At 39.5% G+C, this 22,772-nt stretch carries 19 protein-coding genes; 11 read left to right on the top strand and 8 right to left on the bottom strand.

The window, feature by feature from the left end:
* Positions 1-15: 15 nt before the first annotated feature.
* The gene (cysS, locus tag AAW12_RS02440; protein ID WP_046672025.1) at positions 16-1,482 is read left to right on the top strand and encodes a cysteine--tRNA ligase; all 1,467 of its coding nucleotides are present in this window, start codon (positions 16-18) and stop codon (positions 1,480-1,482) included.
* 120 nt (positions 1,483-1,602) lie between these two features.
* The gene (locus tag AAW12_RS02435) at positions 1,603-2,487 is read left to right on the top strand and encodes a DUF4440 domain-containing protein (protein ID WP_046672024.1); all 885 of its coding nucleotides are present in this window, start codon (positions 1,603-1,605) and stop codon (positions 2,485-2,487) included.
* Between the two features lie 73 nt (positions 2,488-2,560).
* Here the strand turns inward: AAW12_RS02435 and AAW12_RS02430 are convergent, their stop codons facing one another.
* A complete protein-coding gene (locus AAW12_RS02430; RefSeq protein WP_046672023.1) occupies positions 2,561-3,910 on the bottom strand; it encodes a peptidylprolyl isomerase in 1,350 nt (449 codons plus the stop codon).
* Between the two features lie 480 nt (positions 3,911-4,390).
* Here AAW12_RS02430 and AAW12_RS02425 point away from each other — a divergent pair, with 480 nt between their 5' ends.
* The gene (locus tag AAW12_RS02425; protein ID WP_046671614.1) at positions 4,391-5,482 is read left to right on the top strand and encodes a lactonase family protein; all 1,092 of its coding nucleotides are present in this window, start codon (positions 4,391-4,393) and stop codon (positions 5,480-5,482) included.
* 57 nt (positions 5,483-5,539) lie between these two features.
* Here the strand turns inward: AAW12_RS02425 and mnhG are convergent, their stop codons facing one another.
* The 7 genes from mnhG to AAW12_RS02390 are packed head-to-tail and all read right to left on the bottom strand — an operon-like array spanning position 5,540 to position 11,285.
* Positions 5,540-5,890, bottom strand: a complete 351-nt coding sequence (mnhG, locus tag AAW12_RS02420) for a monovalent cation/H(+) antiporter subunit G (protein ID WP_046671613.1) — start codon at positions 5,888-5,890, stop codon at positions 5,540-5,542.
* Positions 5,883-6,158 carry a monovalent cation/H+ antiporter complex subunit F gene (locus AAW12_RS02415; RefSeq protein WP_046671612.1) on the bottom strand — a complete coding sequence of 92 codons (276 nt, stop codon included), beginning with the start codon at positions 6,156-6,158 and terminating at the stop codon, positions 5,883-5,885. Before AAW12_RS02415 ends, mnhG begins: the two co-directional genes overlap by 8 nt.
* Positions 6,155-6,613 carry a Na+/H+ antiporter subunit E gene (locus AAW12_RS02410; protein WP_227550155.1) on the bottom strand — a complete coding sequence of 153 codons (459 nt, stop codon included), beginning with the start codon at positions 6,611-6,613 and terminating at the stop codon, positions 6,155-6,157. The genes AAW12_RS02415 and AAW12_RS02410 overlap by 4 nt, the downstream gene beginning before the upstream one ends.
* 19 nt (positions 6,614-6,632) lie before the next feature.
* Entirely contained in the window at positions 6,633-8,141 is a 1,509-nt protein-coding gene (locus AAW12_RS02405) for a proton-conducting transporter membrane subunit (RefSeq protein ID WP_046671610.1), read from the bottom strand.
* On the bottom strand, positions 8,138-8,494 hold the full coding sequence (locus AAW12_RS02400; protein ID WP_046671609.1) for a Na+/H+ antiporter subunit C: 357 nt from the start codon (positions 8,492-8,494) through the stop codon (positions 8,138-8,140). Before AAW12_RS02400 ends, AAW12_RS02405 begins: the two co-directional genes overlap by 4 nt.
* Positions 8,495-8,496: 2 nt before the next feature.
* Positions 8,497-8,919 carry a Na+/H+ antiporter subunit B gene (locus AAW12_RS02395; RefSeq protein ID WP_046671608.1) on the bottom strand — a complete coding sequence of 141 codons (423 nt, stop codon included), beginning with the start codon at positions 8,917-8,919 and terminating at the stop codon, positions 8,497-8,499.
* A gap of 56 nt (positions 8,920-8,975) precedes the next feature.
* Positions 8,976-11,285, bottom strand: coding sequence for a putative monovalent cation/H+ antiporter subunit A (locus AAW12_RS02390; protein ID WP_046671607.1), 2,310 nt, complete (start codon positions 11,283-11,285; stop codon positions 8,976-8,978).
* 385 nt (positions 11,286-11,670) lie between these two features.
* On the opposite strand from AAW12_RS02390, the gene AAW12_RS02385 reads away from it, so the two are divergent.
* The 8 genes from AAW12_RS02385 to AAW12_RS02350 all read left to right on the top strand — a co-directional run bounded on the left by AAW12_RS02385 (position 11,671) and on the right by AAW12_RS02350 (position 22,702).
* On the top strand, positions 11,671-12,192 hold the full coding sequence (locus AAW12_RS02385) for an RNA polymerase sigma-70 factor (RefSeq protein ID WP_046671606.1): 522 nt from the start codon (positions 11,671-11,673) through the stop codon (positions 12,190-12,192).
* A gap of 51 nt (positions 12,193-12,243) precedes the next feature.
* Entirely contained in the window at positions 12,244-13,383 is a 1,140-nt protein-coding gene (locus AAW12_RS02380) for a FecR family protein (RefSeq protein WP_046671605.1), read from the top strand.
* Positions 13,384-13,616: 233 nt separating this feature from the next.
* Positions 13,617-17,168 carry a SusC/RagA family TonB-linked outer membrane protein gene (locus AAW12_RS02375; RefSeq protein WP_231585186.1) on the top strand — a complete coding sequence of 1,184 codons (3,552 nt, stop codon included), beginning with the start codon at positions 13,617-13,619 and terminating at the stop codon, positions 17,166-17,168.
* Between the two features lie 11 nt (positions 17,169-17,179).
* Positions 17,180-18,796 (top strand): RagB/SusD family nutrient uptake outer membrane protein, encoded by a 1,617-nt coding sequence (locus tag AAW12_RS02370; RefSeq protein WP_046672022.1) that lies wholly within the window; start codon positions 17,180-17,182, stop codon positions 18,794-18,796.
* A gap of 1 nt (position 18,797) precedes the next feature.
* Positions 18,798-19,703: a putative zinc-binding metallopeptidase gene (locus tag AAW12_RS02365; RefSeq protein ID WP_053003499.1), complete on the top strand. Its 906-nt coding sequence runs from the start codon at positions 18,798-18,800 to the stop codon at positions 19,701-19,703.
* 10 nt (positions 19,704-19,713) lie between these two features.
* Complete coding sequence (locus AAW12_RS02360) at positions 19,714-20,559, top strand: DUF4302 domain-containing protein (RefSeq protein ID WP_046672021.1); 846 nt, start codon at positions 19,714-19,716, stop codon at positions 20,557-20,559.
* 414 nt (positions 20,560-20,973) lie between these two features.
* Complete coding sequence (locus AAW12_RS02355; RefSeq protein WP_046672051.1) at positions 20,974-21,501, top strand: RNA polymerase sigma factor; 528 nt, start codon at positions 20,974-20,976, stop codon at positions 21,499-21,501.
* Positions 21,502-21,547: 46 nt separating this feature from the next.
* Positions 21,548-22,702, top strand: coding sequence for a FecR family protein (locus tag AAW12_RS02350; RefSeq protein WP_046672020.1), 1,155 nt, complete (start codon positions 21,548-21,550; stop codon positions 22,700-22,702).
* Positions 22,703-22,772: the final 70 nt, after the last annotated feature.

Below are 22,772 nucleotides of genomic sequence, written 5' to 3'. Positions count from 1 at the left end.
AAGCAGCGATTAAACATGGACCATAATCTCTATTTATACAATACGCTTTCGCGAACAAAAGAAAAATTCGAACCTATTCATCCCAATCTCGTTGGTATGTATGTCTGTGGCCCCACCGTGTACAGTGATGTGCATTTGGGAAACTGTCGGACGTTTGTGTCTTTTGATTTGATTTTTAGATACTTGCGTCATCTTGGTTATAAAGTACGTTATGTGCGCAATATTACAGATGCAGGGCACTTGGAAGGCGATCGTGATGAAGGGGATGACAAATTTGCAAAGAAAGCAAAATTGGAACAGTTGGAACCGATGGAAATCGTTCAAAAGTATACGATAGGTTTTCATGATGTATTGCGTCTTTTCAATACCTTGCCGCCCAGTATTGAGCCTACTGCGACAGGACATATTTCTGAGCAGATCGAAATGATCGAACAGATTATCGAAAATGGCTATGCCTATGAGCGAAACGGTACGGTCTATTTTGATGTTGAAAAATACGTTGAAACATACGATTATACAATTTTGACCAATCGTAAATTGGAGGATATGCTCAATAATACCCGTGAATTGAGTGGTCAGGACGAGAAAAAAGGGCGTTTGGATTTTGCCTTGTGGATCAAAGCAAAACCTGAAACGATTATGCGTTGGCCTGCACCTTGGAGTGTTGGCTTTCCGGGCTGGCATATCGAATGTTCGGCCATGAGCAGAAAGTACTTAGGCGATCAGTTTGATATTCATGGTGGTGGAATGGATTTGGCAGCAACGCATCATACCAATGAAATTGCACAGTCTGAAGCATGTAACCATACGAGCCCAGCCAAATATTGGATGCACACGAATATGTTGACTGTAAACGGTGCGCGTATGTCCAAATCTGCAGGAAATGGATTTTTACCGGGCGAGCTATTCACTGGAAATCATCCACTATTGAATAGAGGTTATTCACCGATGGCCGTACGCTTCTTTATGTTACAGGCGCATTATAGAAGTACATTGGATTTCTCCAATGAAGCATTGGATGCAGCTGACAAGGGGTACAAAAGGCTCATGACTGCGATCGGTCTTTTAGACAAGTTGAAGGTATCGAAAGGGGCTGATTCATTCAATTTAGCTGAAATTCGCCGCAAATGTTACGCTGCTATGGATGACGACTTTAATAGCCCTGTACTCATTGCCGAATTGTTTGAAATTGTACGTATCATCAACTCGATTTATGACGGTAAGGCGAAAGTAACAGCTGAAGGATTGGAAGGGCTTAAACTATTCATGAAAGAATTTGTTGAGGAAATCCTAGGCCTTAGAAACGATCAGACTTCCGTATCAGATGATATCAATGAGGTGATGAATCTGGTCATTAAACTACGTAATGAAGCCAAAGCAAATAAAGACTTCGTCACCTCAGACCGTATTCGCGATGAGCTTAATTCTATTGGAATTCAATTGAAAGATAGCAAAGAAGGAACACTTTGGAATAAGATTTGATAGATAAGAAATCGAATTTATAAAAGAGGAATAGAATGGAATGTTCTGATTGGAAAAACACGTTATCGTGGAAACCAATGGTTATTCCGTATGACCTTTAAAAGAAAGATCATTTTGCATATGAATTTTTGGAATAGGCTGTCCGTCGTCGCATTGATGAGTGTTGCTGGTACAACACTATATGCGCAGATACCTGAGAAAGTTGGAAGCCTATTGCAGGCCGATAAGGATGCTGCTGCATTGGCGAAAGCGTCTACACCGCACCAGGCGTTCCTTTCGATCATAGATAAGGAATCTACGTTTTATGTCCCTTCAGCAGTAAATGCGTATAACTATCTGAATAATAGACCAAATATTCCCGATGTTTTAAATTGGCAGCCCACGTTTGCGTTGATTGCTAAAAGTCAGGAGTTTGGTGTAACTTCGGGGTCTATGGACTTTCAGAAAGTAGGTGCTCGATTGCGTCATGGAGAATACCTGACCGTATGGAAACGCAATAAAAAGGGTAAATGGCTCGTCGATATTCGTGCCGAAGTTGAAAACAACGGGAATGACGGGGAGTTTGATCTTGAATATATCGAACCTACCGACTCGTGGTATCTGAAGCATCGCTCTAAAGTACGCTTAAACCAGCGTGAAGATATTGTCTTGGAGACGGACAAATTGATGTCAACTGTTTTGAAAGCTGACAATCCAACTGCTTATAAGGAGTTTTTAAGCGAAGACGTCCGGTTTTTGTTCCCTTGGACAAGTCCGATGGAAGGAAAGGCAAAAATGATGGCTTATCTCAAAAAACAACGGATGACGATAGAAACAATCCCCGAAGAAGTAAAACGTTCGTATAGTGGCGATTTTGCCTATACCAAGGGAACGGCAACGGTGCGACAAAAGGATAAGGTGGTGAAGTATAATTATATTCGTATCTGGCAGCTGAGCGAATTGGCGAAGGATGATGTGAAGAAAGCGAACTGGAATATTTTGATCGAAATGATGTTTGAAAAATAATAAGACGATTGTACTATAAAAAAGGGCTTGAATACATATTCAAGCCCTTTTTTATAGATTAAGTGTTGTTCACTTATTGTTTCTTCCATTTTTTCAATCCTTCACTGTGACCAAAGTCATCACTGATATTGATGTAGGTGGTCTTCAATTTATCATCGAACCATTTGCTCAGGTTACGATTGGTTTTGTCCTGAACGGCGGCTTCTTTGATCTTTGTGAAATCTTCGTCCAAATTTGCTTTATGCGGTGGGATACGTGTTTTCAAGTAATTGAAACGGTAACCAACATCGCCCATTTTGTCTGTAAATTGCTCTGGTTTGGAGTATTCTCCCGGTTTTAGCGGATCGATCGCTGTAAATACTGATTTCTCCAAGCCATCCATAGGAATTACGGTTGTGCGGCTTGAGCCCTCTTGATTTAGGATCATACCACCATTGAATTTACTCTCCTCCGCATCAGAATAGTTTGTGGCGGCATGATAGAAATCCATTTTTTTATCAACGACCAATTTATAGATACTGTCCAATTTATTTTTTGTTCGTTCTAATGCTGCAGGGCCAGGATTGATCTTCATCAGGATATGGCGTGTGTGTACCTCTTCACCGCGTCTTTCCAGTACCTGAATAATATGAAAGCCATATTTGGATTCGACAATAGGTGATATTTCTCCCGGTTTTAATTTAAAAGCCATGGCAGAGAATTCTTTGACGTAATTGTCACGTGTACCAAAACCCAAATCACCACCATAGGGGGCAGATCCGGGATCTTGAGAGTATATACGAGCCATTGTACCAAAGTCGGAGCCATCTACAATCTGTTTGCGGATACCTTCAATCTTCTCGCGCTGTTCCTTTTTCTCTGCATCGGTCAATTTGGGCATCATGACAATTTCACCAATTTCTACCTCGGTATTGAAGTAAGGAAGACTATCTTTATTCAAGCCTTCAAAATAACGCTTTACCTCCAACGGTGTTACATCTATTTTGGAAACGATGTTTTGTCTCATTTTCTGCGCTTTTAATTGCTCGAAAACACTCGGGCGCATTTCTTCTTTGTATTGCAATAAGGAGCGGTTGAGGAATTTTTCAAGGCGTTCTTGCCCTCCAGCCTGTTGGGACATGTGGCGCAGGCGCGCATTGAGGTTGTCATCAACTTCGGTCTCAGTTACATCAATAGAGTCAATTACGGCTTGTTGAGATAATAATTTTTGGACAATTAACTGTTCCAATATACCATCTTTATAGTTTTCATCTGGTTTATTCCCTTGCGCTAACCATTGAGAATATTGCATATCCACGTCGGACTGTAAGATAATGCCCGATCCAACCGTTGCGACAACGCGATCAATAACTTGACGTTGCGCAAGACTGGCCTGAATTGATGCAAACAGCAATAAAAACAATATATAAATGTTTTTTTTCATCCGTATAAATTATTTATGTAATTATGAGCGTTCTTCATTTGTATAAATGAAATCATTTCACTCGGTTATTTGTTCATCATTTATTCTTTTGTCACAAGTATTCACGCTGCCTTGGCGGTATGCGTAGTAATTGTGTCCAATATATACTTTTTTGAACAACAGCACAAAATTATCAGATTATATGAATTATTCGTACTTTTATTTAACAATATTTTTGTATTCCCACTATTTTAAATGGGTGATTTTGGAATTGTTAAAATTGATGTGCTAAAATACGCATTTGCCTATTAGAAAGGACGGTTTTAACCAAATTTAACAAGTCTATTGACGATATTTACGCCTATAAAATGGCGGGGTTTTAGATCCTCACACTGCGGAATGAATGGGGAAATTTGAGCGGGATCTCGCATAATTTAGAAACAAACTTGATGTAACGGTCTCATTCAACACAGGAGTAGCTATATTTATAAAATAATTACAATGAAAAAAGCATTTATTTATTTGATGACGATTTTACCTCTGGCTAGTTTTGCGCAACAGATTCCCATGTTTGTGGGAACATATACGAGCAAAACTGCGAGCAAGGGTATCTATATTTATAATTTTGATGTTAAAACTGGTGAAACAACTTTGTTGAGCACACAAGAGAGTAAAGATCCATCCTTTTTAGCGCGAAATAATAACTTTATTTATGCCGTTAATGAGGTTCCAAATCAAGAGGGGGCCGTTTCGGCTTATTCTTTTAAGGACGGTCATTTAACTTTTCTCAACTCACTTCCTTCTGGAGGAGAGTCGCCTTGTTTTGTTGAAGTACATCCGAAGGGTAGCTTGCTTGCCGTGGCAAATTATACGGGCGGCTCTGCGGCGCTGTTTGATTTAGAAAGTAATGGTGTTTTAAGTAAAAGAGCACGCTTAATACAACACGAGGGTAAGGGGGTGGATCCTGTACGCCAAGAAAAGCCACATGTACATTCTACTTTTTTCTCGAATAAAGGGGATAAGTTATACGTCCAAGATCTTGGTTTGGATGAGATTTCTATTTATCCGGTGAATAAAGCGGGAAACGTCTATAGCCTTGCTGATGAATCGGAAGATGTCTTTACGCCAGCTGGAGGAGGACCACGTCATATTGTGTTTGATAAGAAAGAAAAATTCCTGTATGTCGTCCTGGAAATGACCGGTCAAATTGCATCGTATAAGAAAGATGGTGATGCGTGGATGTATCAAAGTACTTTTGATATTAACCCGGAAGGTTTTAAAGGAAGTAATGGTGGCGCTGATATTAAGATCTCTGCTGATGGAAAGTTTCTATATGCGACCAACCGTGGCGATGCCAATACGATAGCTACTTTTTCGGTAGAGAAAGATGGGGAATTGAAGAAAATTGCCAATCTTTCAGTAAAAGGTAAAGGACCGCGCAATTTCAACCTTTCTCCGGATGGGAAATATCTTTTGATCGCCAATCAATATACCAACAACATTGTTTTGTTTAGCCGGGATACTAAAACAGGCTTGTTGACAGATACCGGGAAAGAAATTGCTGTACCTGCTCCTGTTTGTATTATCTTTTAATCAGGACAAGAAGTTCTAAAGACAAGAAGATTTTTAGGAATAACTGTATAGCTTTTCTTAAAAATCTTCCTTTCGACAATCTAATTTACCTTCCTTTTCAAGGTCATTTAAGGTGGTTCCCTTCCATGTTTTCACCCGCTGTATATAAGCAGCTCTGCCAATCATGTGTGCGGCAACCGGAGCCGTTAGGATCAGAAAAAATCCAATGGCTATAGCCTTGGTTGTTACGGATACATCCGGGAAGGTCATGGCCGCACAGATGAGTAAAAGTCCCACACCCAGCGTTGCTGCCTTTACCGTAACCGAAAGACGTAAATAAAAATCGGGCATCCGCAAGATGCCAATAGACGCAAATAGTATGGCCAATGCCCCGATGGTACTGAGTATGGCTAAAGTAATATCAATCATCTTTGCTTTGTTTTTCTAAATAAAATGAAAATGCGATCGTGCCAAGAAATGCGATAAGCGCTAAGATCATGGCAATGTCTAAAAACACTTCCTGCGACGTTCGTATACTATAAACGGTAATAATGCCAATTCCGATGGTGATAATGAGATCGAGGGCAATCACACGATCAAATATTTGGGGACCTTTATACAGCCGGATAAACGCCAGTATGACTGAAATAGTCAAGATCGGAAGGATCACATAATCAAAATAGCTATTTAAAGTCATCTTAAGAGTTCTAAAAGTCTTCGTTCAACATTATTTTTAAGGGTAGAAACAAACTGTTCTTTGCTTTTCATATACATGACGTGAATAAAGAGCGTTTTTTTATCTTCACTTACGTCAAGGATAAGTGTGCCGGGTGTCAAGGAGATAAAGGTTGAAAGCAGGTTTATTTCCAAATCGGTTTTTGCATCCATGGGATATTTGACAATCGCCGGTTTGATAAAAAATTTGGGTGTTATCACGTCGTAGGCTACCTGCACATTGGCGACAATCATTTCCCACAAGAAAAAAAGAATAAAACTCAATGTTTTGGGTACCCGATAAAAATAGCGTTGATCTACCTCATTCCTGTTCATCAACCAGAGGATACCAAATCCCAACATAAAGCCGAATAGGAAGTTGGTGTAGTACATCGATCCCGTTAGTGCGACCCAAATGAAGGATAACATAAGGTTCATTAAAAACTGTTTAATCATATCATTTCTGCCCTCCTAATACAGCGTTTATGTAAGGTGATGTGTCCAATAACTGTGTAGCAATCTCATCGGCGACATGGATAATCGATTCGGCGTTGAGTCCGATATACAGGGACGCTGATGCCAAAATAACGACAGGAAGTATGAGCATTGTTCTTTTATAGCCAATCATGCCTGCAAATTTATCCTCAATGATTTCAGGGTCAGGTGCATCTTTCCAGAATACCTGTGCCCACATTTTGGCGATGACAAACAAAGTGATAAAACTGCCAATAATCAGGGCTCCCGCGAATGCATACTTTTCCAAATGAAATGCATCTTTGAATAGATAGATTTTAGGCCAGAAGCCCGAGAGTGGCGGGATGCCCACCAGTGAAAAAAGAACAATGGCAAAAAGCAATGAGATCTTTGGGTATTGTGCATAAAGTCCGCCCAGTTTATTCATATCCATGGTACCACGGAGTTGTCGTATAACACCGGCGATGAGGAATAAATTCGTTTTGACCATAATATCATGGATCAGATAGAATACTGCCCCCAATAAGGCCCATTTGCTATATAAGCCCAAACCGCCAATCATAAAACCAATATGGCAAACGATCAAATAGGAAAATAACCTTCGGATATTGGTCTTGATCAATGCACCAAAAGCGCCCGTCAGGATGGTCAATATGGCCAGTACGATAAGAAGCTCCTTGGTAAAATGATTGGGAATAAATAATAGTGAAAAGACCCTGAACAAGGCGTAAATCCCAACCTTGGTCAACAAGCCTCCAAATGTCGCTGCTACGGCTGAAGGCGGCGTATGGTAAGAAGAGGGTAACCAGAAATAGAGTGGAAAAACGGCGGATTTGATGCCAAAACCGATCAGGAAAAATGTGGCTGTAATTTCTACTAATGCCTGATTTTGTATTTTGGGGATGCGCAGGGCCAAGTCGGCCATGTTTAAAGAACCTGAAATACCATAAAGTATGCCTATGCCGGTTAGGAAAAACGTGGAAGCCAGGATATTCATGGCCATATATTTTACAGCTCCCTCCAATTGGGATTTTCTACCCCCTAAGGTCATGAGTACAAAAGAGGAAATAATAATGACTTCAAACCATACGTACAGGTTGAAGATGTCACCTGTCAGAAACGCGCCGTTTAGTCCCATCATCAAAAAGTGAAAGATCGGGAAATAGCCGTATAAGATGCGCTGGCGTCCCACACCGACACAGGAAAAGATGGAGACCGCCAGACCTGCTATTGAAGTCAGGAGAACAAGGGTACTGCTGAATAGGTCGGCAACAAAGACAATCCCAAACGGAGCTTTCCAATTGGCCGCATTCATGGTCAAAATACCACCGTCATAAACCTTGAAGAATAGTTTAAAGGCAAGAATAAGTGCGAGCAAACTTCCACCAACGCTCAAAAACCGTTGTGCAGTGGATTTGCGCCACAACATCAGTTGGACAATAGCAATAAATAAATGCACGATAATCGTGGCAATAATGTGGTTGTCTATCATATATCTTCTTCCTCAGGGGTGTTCAAATCATCCAGATCATCTGTACCCAGCAATGCATATACACGCTTGAGTAAAACGATGGCAAAGGAGGTCAGGCCAAAGCTGATCACGATGGCCGTTAAAATAAGGGCTTGCGGAATCGGGTCCGCATAAATATCGGTGAATACCTTCAAATCGGGACCTATGATGGGTGGTTTACCTTTAATAATATTTCCCAATAAGAAGATCAATATATTGGTACCATTGCCCAGTAACATAATACCCAGCAACAATTTCACCATGCTTCGACGCAGGATGAGGTATATTCCGGCAGCATAAAGGATGCCGATCAAGAGTACGAGTATCAGTTCCATTATTATTCTTCTTCTTCAGTCGTTAAAGCAATTGTAAATAAAATCGTCAGGACGACGCCAATGACAACAAAGTATACACCAAGGTCAAAAAATAAGGCGGTTCCTATCATCCCGATGACGGGAATTTTCTCTTCCAGCCAAAGACCGGTCATGACGGGATAACCAAAAAATGCAGGTAGGAACATACTGATGGCCGAAATTCCCAGTCCGATGGGGATGAGCGACAGGGGCTTGTATTGAATCAATTTCATGGTATTTTGCGGGCCAAAGGCAAAACTATGCAGAACAAAGGCAATTGAAGCAACTAGGCCTCCGACGAAGCCTCCGCCCGGATAATAATGCCCCCGGAGTAGAAGGAATACCGAGAAAAGTAAAAGTATTGGTAATAAATACCGCGTAGCGGTCTGTAATATTGTACTGTTCATTTGTTATTATTTAGCAATGAGTTGTCCGCTCATTTATGCATAAACTTTATCTATCATTATTCTTTATCAGAGGACTTTAAACGTAATTTTAATAAGCTATATACCCCCAATGCAGCGATACTCAATACCACAATTTCAAACATGGTGTCAAAACCTCTGAAATCGACAAGTATTACATTGACGACATTTTTTCCTTTAGCAAGCACATAGGCATAATCGCCATAGAAATCACTGATATTTGTCGTTGTTGGTTCATGCAGAACTCGAAGTGCGACCATGGAAAGCAAAATTCCAAAAACGATAGCGACAATGGCGTCACGAATGATGGTGCGCCGGTTGGCCAGGTTCAGGAAAGAAGGTAGTTTAAAGAGTACCAATACGAAGAGTACCACAGTGAGGGTATCGATGGTAAACTGTGTCATCGCTAGATCTGGAGCACTGTAAAACACGAAAATAAGACATATAGCATAACCTACAACACTGGTGGCTACTACAGCTGTTAATCGGGACGAGGTGCGGATGGTGAGTACAATGGCACCAATCAAAATGCAGACTGTAGTGACTTCGTAGAAACTCACCGGAGATAGGGTTTCCCATTTGATATGGAGTGGCCCACCCAGGTATAGTTGGTAGGCGATCAATAATTCGGCAAATAAAATAATTTTCAACAGATACGAACGCAAATAGCCGTTGTGCATTTTGTTGGTGAAGAAGGCCGAGAATAAAACAATTTCCTGCGCACATAACTGGATGATATATTCAGGCGAAATCTTATTGAAATTTGCAATCCAAGCCAATTTTTTAGCACTGGGTCTGTTTGCGAAATAAAGTAAGGTACCCGCGGCAATTGTAATAGCGCTTAATAGCAGGACTAAATTGAAGCCATGCCAGATTTTCAGGTGAAAAGTTTCCGGTTTTGCAAGTATGCTTACCGCAGTCGGCCCTGCAATCCAGTCGCCGATAAGTCCGGGGACACAGCCAAAAACAACACCGAGGACGGCTAAAAGTAAAGGTGGGATCCATAGGGCTTTATAAGGTAGGTGGATTTCATGAAATTGCTCGGGTAGCTTACCCATAAAAGGTTTGATGCCGGCCATAAATCCAGCAGAGACCAGGAGTATATTTGTTGCTACTGCAGCGACTGTCAAATAGAGAAATAAATCAGGTGTGGCATGTAGTGTTGCCTCATAAATCAGATCCTTTCCAATAAACCCAAATGTAAGTGGAATACCGGCACTGGAAAGTGCCGCTAGGAAACCTGCTATAGCGACAGGCATTAATACCTTACGTAGCCCCCGTAAGATGGTAAGATCCCGCGTTCCCGTTTCATGGTCTATAATCCCCGTAATCAAGAATAATGCGGCTTTATATAGGGCATGTACGAGTATAAAGACACTTGCTGCGATAACGGCATCCTTGGTGCCTAGTCCCAACAAGAATACTAAAATACCGAGGGCGGATATGGTTGAATAGGCGAGTACACCCTTGAGGTCTGTTCTGAAAAGCGAATGGAATGCGGCATACAACATCGTGAAACCACCAATGGCCATGAGGGAATACAGCCAGATTGGGTTGCCCCCAAGTATTGGTGAAAAACGGGCCAAAAGATAGATTCCTGCCTTAACCATCGTTGCCGAGTGTAAGTAGGCCGACACTGGCGTTGGCGCCTTCATGGCTCCGGGTAACCAAAAATGGAAAGGGAATTGTGCTGATTTCGTAATTGCTCCAAGTGCTATGAGGCCAAAGACGAGGGGAAATAGTGGATGTTGCTGAATGAGGGATACTTTGTCGATGAGTGCGGTAATATGGTAGGTACCCGCGATATTACCCAGCAAAATAAAACCTGCCAGTAGAAAAAAACCACCCAAACCAGTAATGGCTAGTGCGGTTAATGCGCTTTTGCGCGAATCATTTTTGTCATTGTTAAATCCAATGAGAAAAAATGAGCTGATCGAGGTTAGTTCCCAAAAGATGAAGAGCAACAGCATATTGTCCGACAGGACAAGCCCCAGCATAGCCGACATAAAAAGGCAGAGGTAGCCAAAGAAACGGTCGATATACCGATGACCTTTGAGATAGGCATTCGCGTAGAAAAAGATGCAAGCTCCGATCCCGGTAATCAATAAGGCGAAAAGTAGCGATAGTCCATCTAATTTAAAATCCAGATTGATGCCTAAGGAGGGCACCCAGGGTGTTGATTGCACGAAATAGGAGCCTTGACCAATAGGTACAATATATTGTGCAAAGTATAAAAATAGAAGTACCGGTAAGAATGCGAGAATAATACCCCATCTGGTTTTTAGGAACCGACCAAATGGAACAATAAGGCTCGATGTTATTAATCCTGACAGAACAGTAAATAGCATTTAGTCTTTGTTTTAATTTTTAACCTTCACTATTTCATCGTTGCCAATGCTTATATGGCGATGAAGGTTTTTTGAAAGTTTACAATATAATAAAAAAAAGCGAAAAAGTGCCAGTTTTTGACCATTTTTCCTCTATATAAAGGATAAAAGAGGGGATTTTGTTTTCGGCTAAGAACAGATTTTTTAAAGAAAAATACGTTTATAAAAATGAAATAAGAGATCCTTATTTATTGAGCGATAGAATTTTTTAATGTGCAGTATGAATAATTTATGTAATAAATGTGTTAATTTTTGTTTAACAAAAATTAAAAATTATATATTTACAAACTAGTTTATCAGCCACCAACGATTGTTGCTAATCAATTTTGTTATACCCGTTTGAAGTATGGGCCCCGAAGAGAAGTTATTTAGAACGCATTATAGAAGCTTGTGTCACTTTGCATGGAAATTTGTAGGGGAATCTGCTATTGCTGAAGATTTGGTACAAGAAGCATTTATTACTTTTTTTAAGGATCGCGAGCGTATGGATGAATCTGAAAGCTTTGTTCGAAATTATTTATATACTGCCGTTCGGTTTTCCTGCTTGAAGCACCTTAGGCATGAAAAAGTGAAGGAAAAGTATTGGACGAAAGTAGCGTTCACTGAAGAAGATGAGCATTCTGTGGAACTTTCTATGATTCATACCGAAGTGATCAATGAGGTTTATCGGATTATAGCAACAATGCCTGCTGCCTGTCAGCAAATTTTTACGATGGGCTATTTGGAAGGCTTATCGAATCTTGAGATTACGGAAAAACTTCAGATTAGCGTGAACACCGTGAAGACCCAGAAGCAACGGGGAATGAAGATTTTGTTAGAGAAGCTTCATCCCGAATTTTTACCCCTTATTATTTTTTTAATAAAATAATTTTAATTCTTGTCACCCCTGGTGAATCTATAGGGTTTCTAACCTATAGATATGAAAGCTAATACCAATTACATAGCCAGACTAATTAGTAAGTTACTTCGTGGTCAAGAAACCGTGGCGGAACGAGATGCTATTGAGCAGTGGCGGAAATCTGACAAAAGGAATGATGATTTGATTGAAAGCTTTCGAGAGGCAAAAAATATTGAAGGAGATCTTCATTTTTTTGCTAATTTGGATGAAGACGGGGCTTGGGGTAATATTCAGCGGACTCCTCAGAAAATAAAGAAAAATTATCGTCTTCTACTTCGTGTTGCCGCCATTCTCATTGTACTATTAGGAGCATCACTCTTTTATATATTTCAGCAGGATCGGAAAGTTCCTGAGCAAGTAGCAGCTATTCGTCCCGTAAAAAAAGATATTTCACCGGCGCAGCCAGGTGCCTTATTGGTCTTGGCGGATGGATCAGTTTTGCCTTTGGAGAAGTCGAACAAAACAGTAGATCCAAAAATCGTTGCTGATCATATACCCCACGCAGATCTGGCAGTAACAGAAGGTTCATTACAGTTTAACACGTTGGTTGTTCCAAAAGGTAATTTTTATAAAATAAATTTGGAGGATGGTACCCAGGTCTGGGTAAACGCCAACTCTCAGCTTAAATTTCCTGTAAAATTTAAAGAAAATGAGCGTCGTGTCTTCTTGGAAGGTGAGGCTTATTTTGAAGTTTCTCATGACGGAAATAGACCTTTCTTTGTGGAATCTAAAGAAAACGAAGTAAAGGTATTGGGGACGCATTTCAATGTTAATGCGTATGGGAAAAATGTTCGCACAACATTGTCTTCGGGAAGAGTGCAGGTAAGCCATTCTGGAAATATCGTTGTTTTGGAACCTGGGGAATATGCGAATCTTGTAGGAGAACAGCTTCGCAAAGGAAAGGCAGATTTGGAACACGATTTATCTTGGCATAACAATCAGTTTTATTTTAAGAAAGAGACCATTGTTGAGATTGCCTCCACACTTTCAAAATGGTATGACATCCATGTTAAATTCAGGAAAGATGTGGCATTGGATAAGGTGTATACAGGCAATTTTAAACGCGATGTCAAGTTGTCTGAAGTTTTAGAAATGTTGACGTACGTCTGTGATTTAAAATTTGAATTTGACGGACAAGAATTAATCGTAGGAAATAAATAAAAGGAGTGTCTATGTAAAAGAAATAATACCTAATCCAAGGTCTTATAACGAAGTAAGAACAGGAATGTTGCAGCATCCCTGTTCCGAAATGATCAAAAAGGCCTAAAAAAATTAAAAAGCGAATTAAGTAAACCCAATTAACCACAAAGAGTAAATGTATGAATAACTTACCATTTGGCAAAACGTGGCGACTGATACCTCATGACCCACGGTTTTGTAAACCTTTACGTATTATGAAAATTAGTACCTGTCTTCTTTTCGCCTTTGTGACCGGAGTTCAGGCCAACGGCCTAGCACAGAAAGTTACTTTGAAGATGAAAAATGCACGGATTGAAGAGGCGCTCAATGCGATTTCCAAACAGTCCAATTTGCAGTTATTTTATGGGGAAAATATTGATTCTAAAGCAAGAGTCAATGTGAATTTGAAGAATGCTTCTGTAGAAGAAGCATTAAATTCTGTTTTGCGTAATAATCATTTAGATTATAGGATAATTGCAAATACAATCTCCGTAAATAGCAGAGTAACGGAAGAAAATTATGATGCTGTTGCCCAGCAAAAGGTTTCGGGGATCGTTAGAAATCAAAATGGGAATGGCTTAGTTGGAGCAACCGTTACTGTAAAAGGTACTTCGGTTTCCACACAGACAGATGAGAATGGACGTTTCAGTATAGACGCGCAGTCTAATGCGACTTTGACCGTCCGTTATGTTGGATATACAGTGGGAGAGATTGCTGTAGCTGGCCGGCAAAACCTCTCGATTGTTTTACAGCCCAACGAACAACAAATTGATGAGGTTGTTGTGACAGGACTTGGGGGTAAAATAGACCGTCAGAATTTTACCGGAGCGACGGCCAAAGTCAATATGAAAGATGTTGAATTAGGCGGATTACCTGATCCAAGTCGTTCCCTGGAAGGACGAGTTGCCGGTGTTTCGGTACAGAATACGTCAGGAACTTTCGGTTCAGCTCCAAAGATCCGTGTTCGTGGCGCAACATCAATTTATGGTAGTTCAAAGCCGCTTTGGGTTGTTGATGGAATTATTATTGAAGATGTGGCCGATGTTTCTTCGGATGCGCTATCTTCAGGCGATGCGCTGACATTGATAAGTTCCGCCGTCGCCGGATTAAATGCGAATGATATTGAGTCATTTCAAGTTTTAAAAGATGGGTCGGCTACCTCAATATATGGCGCGCGCGCCATGGGCGGTGTGATTGTAATTACAACAAAAAAAGGTGCTGCTGGACGGAATTCATTTAATTACGTTGGTGAATTTACGTCAAGGGATATCCCTTCCTATAATAGTTTTAATATCATGAACTCACAGGAGCAAATGTCCATGTATCAATTTATGGACCAACGTGGATGGCTCAACCTTTCTGATGTTTCGGTGGCTTCTGAGAGTGGTGTTTATGGTAAAATGTATCAGCTGATCAATGCGGGTAAATTGGAAAATACCGAGACCGCGCGAAATGCCTATTTGCGTCAGGCTGAGTACAGGAATACAGATTGGTTTAAAGAATTGTTTAGTAGGAATATTATGCAAAACCATTCGATCAGTTTGACTTCCGGTACAGAAAAAGCACAATATTATACGTCATTAAGTGCCATCAATGATCCAGGATGGGCAAAGCAAAGTGGAGTAAAGCGATATACAGCAATGTTTAATGCTGGGTACAATTTGCTTGACAATTTAAAGTTGAATTTATTGGCAAATGGATCGTATCGTGATCAACGTGCTCCTGGAACGCTAGGCCAAACGATTGATGTTGTGAATATGCAGGTAAAACGCGATTTCGATATTAACCCATATTCGTATGCAATGAATACATCACGTACCTTGGATGCGAAAGAGTCTTACATTAGAAATTATGCTCCATTCAATATCCTGAATGAATTGCAGAATAACTATATGGATATTAATGTAGGCGATTACAAATTTCAAGGCGAACTATCGTGGAAGGTGCTGAAACAGCTGGAGTTGACGGCAATGGGGGCCTTACGTTATCAACAATCGTCGCAACAGCACTATGTAAAAGATTATTCCAATCAAGCGCTTGCTTATCGTGCGATGCCTAATACCATTATACGTGATAAGAATCCTTATTTATATAAAAATCCCGACGATCCATATGCGGTTCCTGTATCCGTATTACCTTATGGGGGAATATACAATCGTACGGATTACAAGATGGTCTCCCAGAACTTTAGGTTCAATTTCAATTATAACAACACGTTTAATGAAATACATAAATTGTACGCTTTCGGGGGAGCAACCGTCAATAATGATACCCGGAATAACGACTGGTATCGTGGATGGGGCATTCAATATGATCTAGGCGAAATTCCATTTACAGATTATCACGTATTTAAGAAGGGACAAGAAGAAAATAGTGATTATTTCAAGGTTATCAATACAAGAAATAGGGAGGTCGCTTTTTTTGGTCAGGCAAACTATACCTATGATGAACGATATACGTTAAACGGTACATTGCGGTATGAGGGTACCAATAGATTAGGGAAATCGACTTCGGCAAGATGGCTGCCAACCTGGAACGTTGCCGGACTTTGGAATGTACATAATGAAAAGTTCTTTAAAAATTGGAATTCGCCTATCAATGCCTTATCGTTTAAAGCATCGTATAGTTTGACAGCAGATCGAGGACCTTCATTTGTGACAAATTCTAAAGCTATTTTAGAAAGTTATAATCCTTGGCGTCCGAATGCAGGAGATAAAGAAACGGGGCTACAGATAAAAGATCTAGAAAATTCCTTGCTTACGTATGAGAAGAAAAAAGAACTAAATATTGGTACTTCCATTGGCCTGTTCAATAATAGACTGGCAATTGACCTAGATTATTACACGCGTAAGCAGCATGATCTTATCGGAGAAATCAATACACAAGGTTTGGGTGGTCAAATTTCGAAATATGGAAATATTGCCAAAATGAATTCACATGGTTTGGAACTGAGTGTTGCAGGAACAATTCTTAGAAATGAAGATTTTTCGTGGAACTCTAGTTTTATTTTCACCAGAGCCGTCAATAAAATTACGGAAATGGAAAACCACAAGCAGGTTGTGGATTTGATTTCTGGCAATGGGTTCGGATTACAGGGATATCCGGTGAGATCCTTATTTTCCATTCCATTTGAAAAGTTGGACATTAATGGCCTTCCAATTTTTACAGGACCAGATGGTCCTACGACGACCGGACTCAACTTTCAGGAGCGTGATAAAATTGGTTATTTAAAATACGAAGGTCCAACGGAACCAACAACAATGGGAAGTTTTGGAAATATCTTTGGCCATAAAGGATTTAAGTTGAACGTATTTTTCACGTATTCCTTTGGCAATGTCGTTCGCTTGGATCCAGTCTATAAAACGCAATATACAGATTTAACGGCTACTACACGCGAGTTCTGGGATTCGTGGACCGTACCAGGTGACGAATTGATCACCAATGTACCGGTGATGATCGATAAGCGTATTGTGAGGAATGACAGAGATTATAGATACGCCTATAATGCGTACAATTATTCTTCAGTTAATATTGCAAAAGGAGACTTTATTCGTTTGAAGGATTTATCCTTGAGTTATGATCTCCCTAAAAATGTTGTCAATTCTTTTAAAGTATCCTCTTTGGGCTTCCGATTGAATGTCACCAATCTTTGGTTGATATATGCTGACAAGCGGTTAAATGGACAAGATCCTGAATTTGTCAACTCTGGTGGGGTTGCTTTACCAATTCCAAGGCAATATACGTTAACTGTACGGTTAGGACTTTAAACTTTTTTGAAATGAAAACTAAATTCTTAAATATATTAATACTCTCGGGATGTTTCATTGGCTTTACTTCATGTAATAAATATTTGGATGAATTGCCGGATAACCGTGCAGAATTAAACAATGCAGATAAGATCGGAAAAATCTTGACTTCTGCTTATCCTACAAGCTCTTATGTAATGACAGCTGAGATGTCTTCGGATAATGTCGATGATTATGGGGCGACAAATCCAAATTCAACCAGATTATCGGGGCAGATGTATAGTTGGTCTGAAATTACTGAAAAGGATGTAGATGATATCAGTGAATTTTGGATGGCTTCATACAAAGCGATATCCAGTACCAATGCGGCTTTAGAAGCGATAGCAGAAGCTGGAGACCCTGAGAACCTTCAGCCTCAAAAAGGGGAGGCATTGGTTGCGCGGGCATATAATCATTTTATGTTGGTTAATCTATTTGGCAAACATTACAACCGCAGTACATCAAAATCTGATCTGGGCGTTACCTATATGACGAAACCCGAAACGACCCTTTCGCCCAAATACCAACGGAATACTGTGGCAGAAGTTTATGATTTTGTGGTTAAAGACCTGGAAGAGGGAATTCCTTTGATCGACGATGCGGCCTATTCGAATAGTGCTACAGCAAAATACCATTTCAATAAAACTGCTGCTTATGCCTTTGCTGCGCGTGTATATTTGTTTATGGGCGAATGGCAGAAAGCTGCCGACTATGCTTCTAAAGCTCTTGGAGATCCTGCAGAGTCTTTGCGTAACTATGCGCAAGTTGCTGCTTTTGCGGCCGATCAAGGCAATGCGTCGCGAGAGTATAATAGCAGTACATTGAAGGCTAATTATCTTATTTTTTCACCGTATTCCGGCTTAGGACTTACTTTTGGAGCATATTATGTAGGATCGCGCTATAACCATAATGCCGTTATTGCAAAAAAGGAAACTCTTTTTGCGATAGCCCCCTACTTGGCTTCTGCCAATTGGCCTGCTATTGAATCTGGAGCTATTCAAATAGGTTCTACAAATTATCGAATTAGGGCCTATGTGTATGGTGGTACCAATATTGATAAGGCTTTACTCCCTCGCTTTCCATATCTGTTTGAATTTACAGATCCCGTATCACAAACAGGTTTTTGGCGTACTACGATGACAGAACTGACCTCGGAAGAAGCTTTGCTTACACGGGCCGAGGCTAACATCCACCTCAAAAAGTATGACGCCGCTATACAGGATATGCAGCTTTGGGCTGGTAATACAGTAACATTTGCTTCGAAAATGACGGTGGAAGGAATAAACAACTGGGGTAACCATTTCGCCTATTACACGCCAAAAGTTCCAACTCCGAAAAAGAAATTGAACAATCCAGAATATGCCATTGAGTCGGGGACCCAAGAAAATATGATTCATGCGGTACTTTTTATGCGTAGAATTCAGACGCTTCATACGGGGCTTCGCTGGTTCGATATTAAACGATATGGCATCGAAGTTTACAGAAGAACATTGTCGGGGGGGACAGTAGGATCAGTCTCTTCAGATGTATTGACAACAAATGATAACAGAAGAGCAATACAATTGCCACAAGATGTTATTAATGCAGGTTTAACTCCAAATCCAAGATAAGATGAACATTTTTAAAAATCTATTATATGCAGGGGTACTGCTTTCTTTACTTGCTTCATGTAGAAAGGAAGATAAGCTGGATCCAAACAGTGTTTTCATCGATTCGAAGTTATCACAGAATGACTTAGATAAATATATCTATGAAAATATTACGAAACCTTACAACATTGATGTGTTATATAAATACGTGGATAAGGAATCGGATATGAATTATAATCTGGTACCAGCCACCTATGATGCATCGATTCGAATGACTCGGTTAATCCAATATTTAGGGTTGGAACCCTATGACGATTTAACAGGGAGCAAACAATTCATTCGAAGTTATTTCCCGAAGTTACTGAATTATATAGGATCTGTTTCTGTTATGAACAACGGTACAGTTGTATTAGGTACTGCTGAAAATGGTACAAAGATGTCTTTATATAATTTGTTAAATCTGGACGAAGAAAGCGGAAGCGACATAGATTATTTAAATTATTATTATTTCAAAACAATACATCACGAATTTCAACATATTTTGAATCAGACAAAGCCATTTCCTTCTGATTTTAATAGTATAACTGGAACTTCCTATGTTGGGGATGATTGGAGTCAGACGTATTCGGAATCGAGGATAGGTTTGGCTGTGGCTGATGGTTTTATTTCACCATACGCGTCAAAAGAAGCCGTGGAAGATTATGCCGAACTTTATTCTTATTACGTGACCCGGAGTCAGGATGAATTAAACGCGATATTGACAGCACCAGGATCGACGGCTGCAGGCAGGGCACTGGTGCAGAAAAAACTCAATATCGTAAAAACTTATATGAAGGATAAATGGGGAATTGATATGGATTTACTTCGGAAAAACATCCTCAATAGGACAGCGAAATTAGGTGATTTTGATCAAACGAAAATCAAATAAATAAAAGACTATGAAATTTCATTCAATTTATATAGCCATGTTTGTATCGCTTTTGTTGGGAACAAGTTGCGACAAAAAGCGCGATCGATTCTTTGAAGATAACCCAACAGAACGGTTGAATGCAAGCGTAGATAATGCGTACAATATTTTAAAATCGAATCCGAACGGTTGGATTATGCAATACTATCCGAGTAGAGATTTGGAATTTGGGGGGTATAACCTTTTTACAAAGTTTACCTCCGATGATCGTGTTGAGTTTCAAGCGGACTACGTGCATAAAAATATACATACCGATTACACAACACAGGTAAGCTCCTATAAGGTGTATCCTGGAGCAGGACCTATTTTAACTTTTGACACGTTCAACGAGATTATTCATTTTTTTGCACTTCCAGGAGGATATACAGAAGAGGGAGCCGTGGATTCGGGGACAAAGGGAGATTTTGAGTTCTTAGTACTGAAAGCAACTGCCGATTCTGTGGTTCTCCAAGGACGGAAGACTTATAACCGTGTTGTGATGCTTCCGATAAAATCGGATCCGACAGCATTGATAAAAAAACTGCAGAAAACAGCTCAACTATTTGATTCTTTCTTTGAATATGCTGTAGAAGTCGGGGGAAAGAGTTATGAGGCTTATATTTACAGTGATATGAATCGAGCTTTTGTGTTTGATGATGCAACTGACGAGAATATCTATTCTTACGTGTATACAGAGACAGGATTAGAATTCTATAAGGAGTTTAGTATAAAAGGCGTAAAGGTCAAAAAGATGACTTATGTGAGTCCGACCTCCGCTTATCCGTATGGTTATTTTGAAAATCCGGAGAAAACTGTAAAGTATGTTCCGATAGGATAGAATTATAGTATGTTTATGTTGAATGGCTCTTCCAAGTATAATTTGGAGGGGCCATTGTTTTATAAAATTTTAGCGCATATTCTTGTCAATTCTGAAAATGCTGTTAATTGTTGTTACTTTCTTTTAAGGTTAAGCGAAAGATTCTTTTTTTTGTCAATCTTTTGTCGCTATCTTAATATATTTCGTTTTAATCGTCCTAGTGCAACTTTCGTTTGTTGCATATTTTAAAAAAAATGATCATTATAGGAGTAAAAAATAGAACCTAGGATTCTATTTTTTATTTTTTTTGCAAATAATAAAAAATATTAGCCATTTTTATAGCACAATTATTAAACATCTCAACGCAGGAGATGTGCTTATATGTCCTAAATATCCACCTATAGAATACAATAAGTGGCAATGAGAGAGCTAACGATGCAGAAAGAAGAAGTATTATTCAAAACACACTATAATGGATTATGTCATTTTGCATGGAAGATATTGGGTGATCTTACTATAGCTGAAGATCTTGTACAGGATTCTTTTATTGCTTATTTCAAAAATACTGATCAAGTCAGTGATAATGAGATTGCAATAAAAAATTACTTATATAGCTCTGTAAGATTTGCCTGTTATAACCACATTCGCCATGAAAAAGTTCGTCAAAAATACTGGAATGTAGTAGGTTTTACAGAGGAAGACAATACGGCTCTTGAATTAAATATGATCCATAGTGAGGTTATTCAGGAGATCTATAGAATCATTGAAGAGATGCCTTTTGCCTGTCAGCAAGTTTTTCGATTAGGCTATCTGGAAGGGTTGTCTAATTTGGAGATTACCAAAGAACTACAAATTAGTATCAATACCGTGAAAACACAAAAGCAGCGTGGTATGAAAATGCTGTTAAAACGATTAAATCCTGAATTTATCCCTCTTGTTATATTTTTATTAAAAAATATTTAAATTCTTGTCACCCCTTTTGTTGTCCGGCGTTTCTTTAGTGTAATATATGAAAGAAAACACAGGGCATATTTCAAAAATTATCCAAAAGTTCTTGAGCGGTCAGCTTACGGAAGAAGAACAAAGTCAACTGGATAAATGGTTGAACTCCAGTCTCCAAAATAGACGATTTTTGGAATCATTTCGTCAAGCAGAAAATATTGAAGAAGATTTATCCATCGTTAGGCAACTGAATGCAAATCAAGCATGGGATAAGTTGAATAATAAAAAACGAAATGGACGAGCTTTTGGCAAATGGTCATTGGGCATTGCAGCATCTATTGTATTTTTGTTTGGAGGTTTTCTATTATGGCAAGGTGATTTTGATTCATTCCTTTCGGGGGATAAGCGTGTAATAGTTTCAAAAAAACAAGATATAGCACCTGCTACAAGCGGTGCAGTATTAGTTCTCGCTGACGGTACAAAGGTTTCTTTAAACGGTGATTCCACTAAAACCTTGACAGAAAATAACAATTTAATCGGTAACAGCAATGAATTGGTCGTTAAGCAAACCGATCAACCAATTCCATTGCAGTATAACTCTTTGATTGTTCCCAAAGCAAGTTTTTATAAAATGACCTTAGCAGATGGAACCAAGGTATGGGTCAATGCATTATCTCAATTGAAATTTCCGGCCCAGTTTTCCACAAAAGAACGTCGGGTTTTTTTGGCTGGCGAAGCCTATTTTGAAGTTACACCTAATGCAGAGCAGCCGTTTATAGTTGAGTCAAGAGGAAACGAAATTAAGGTGTTGGGTACACATTTTAATATTAATTCCTATTCAGATCTGGTTCGTACGACCTTGGCCGAGGGTAGAGTTGAGGTATGGCAAAACAATCAACATGTCGAGTTATTCCCCGGTGAATATGCATCTTCTTTTAAGGACAATTTAGTCAAAGGGAAGGCCGATTTAGCCCATGATCTTGCATGGCACAACAATGAGTTTTATTTTAAAAAGGAAACGATAACGAATATCGCGCATCAGTTATCGCGCTGGTATGATCTTGATGTTACATTCCGAGGAGATGTACAGCTCGACAAGGAATATACGGGAAGTATCGAACGTGACGTAAAATTGTCTCAGGTATTGGAGATGCTATCTTATGTCAGCAATCTTAAATTTGAGCTAGAAGGGAATAAACTCATTATCGCGACAAGAACCTAATCAGTCCAATTGAAAAAAAACGATATGCCTATGATAAAATAATACAAAAACTACATTGGCCAAAAAAATA

Source organism: Sphingobacterium sp. Ag1 (genome assembly GCF_000988325.1).
GTDB lineage: Bacteria > Bacteroidota > Bacteroidia > Sphingobacteriales > Sphingobacteriaceae > Sphingobacterium.
Note: the sequence above shows the minus strand (reverse complement) of the source record. Positions and strands in the feature narration are given on the sequence as shown.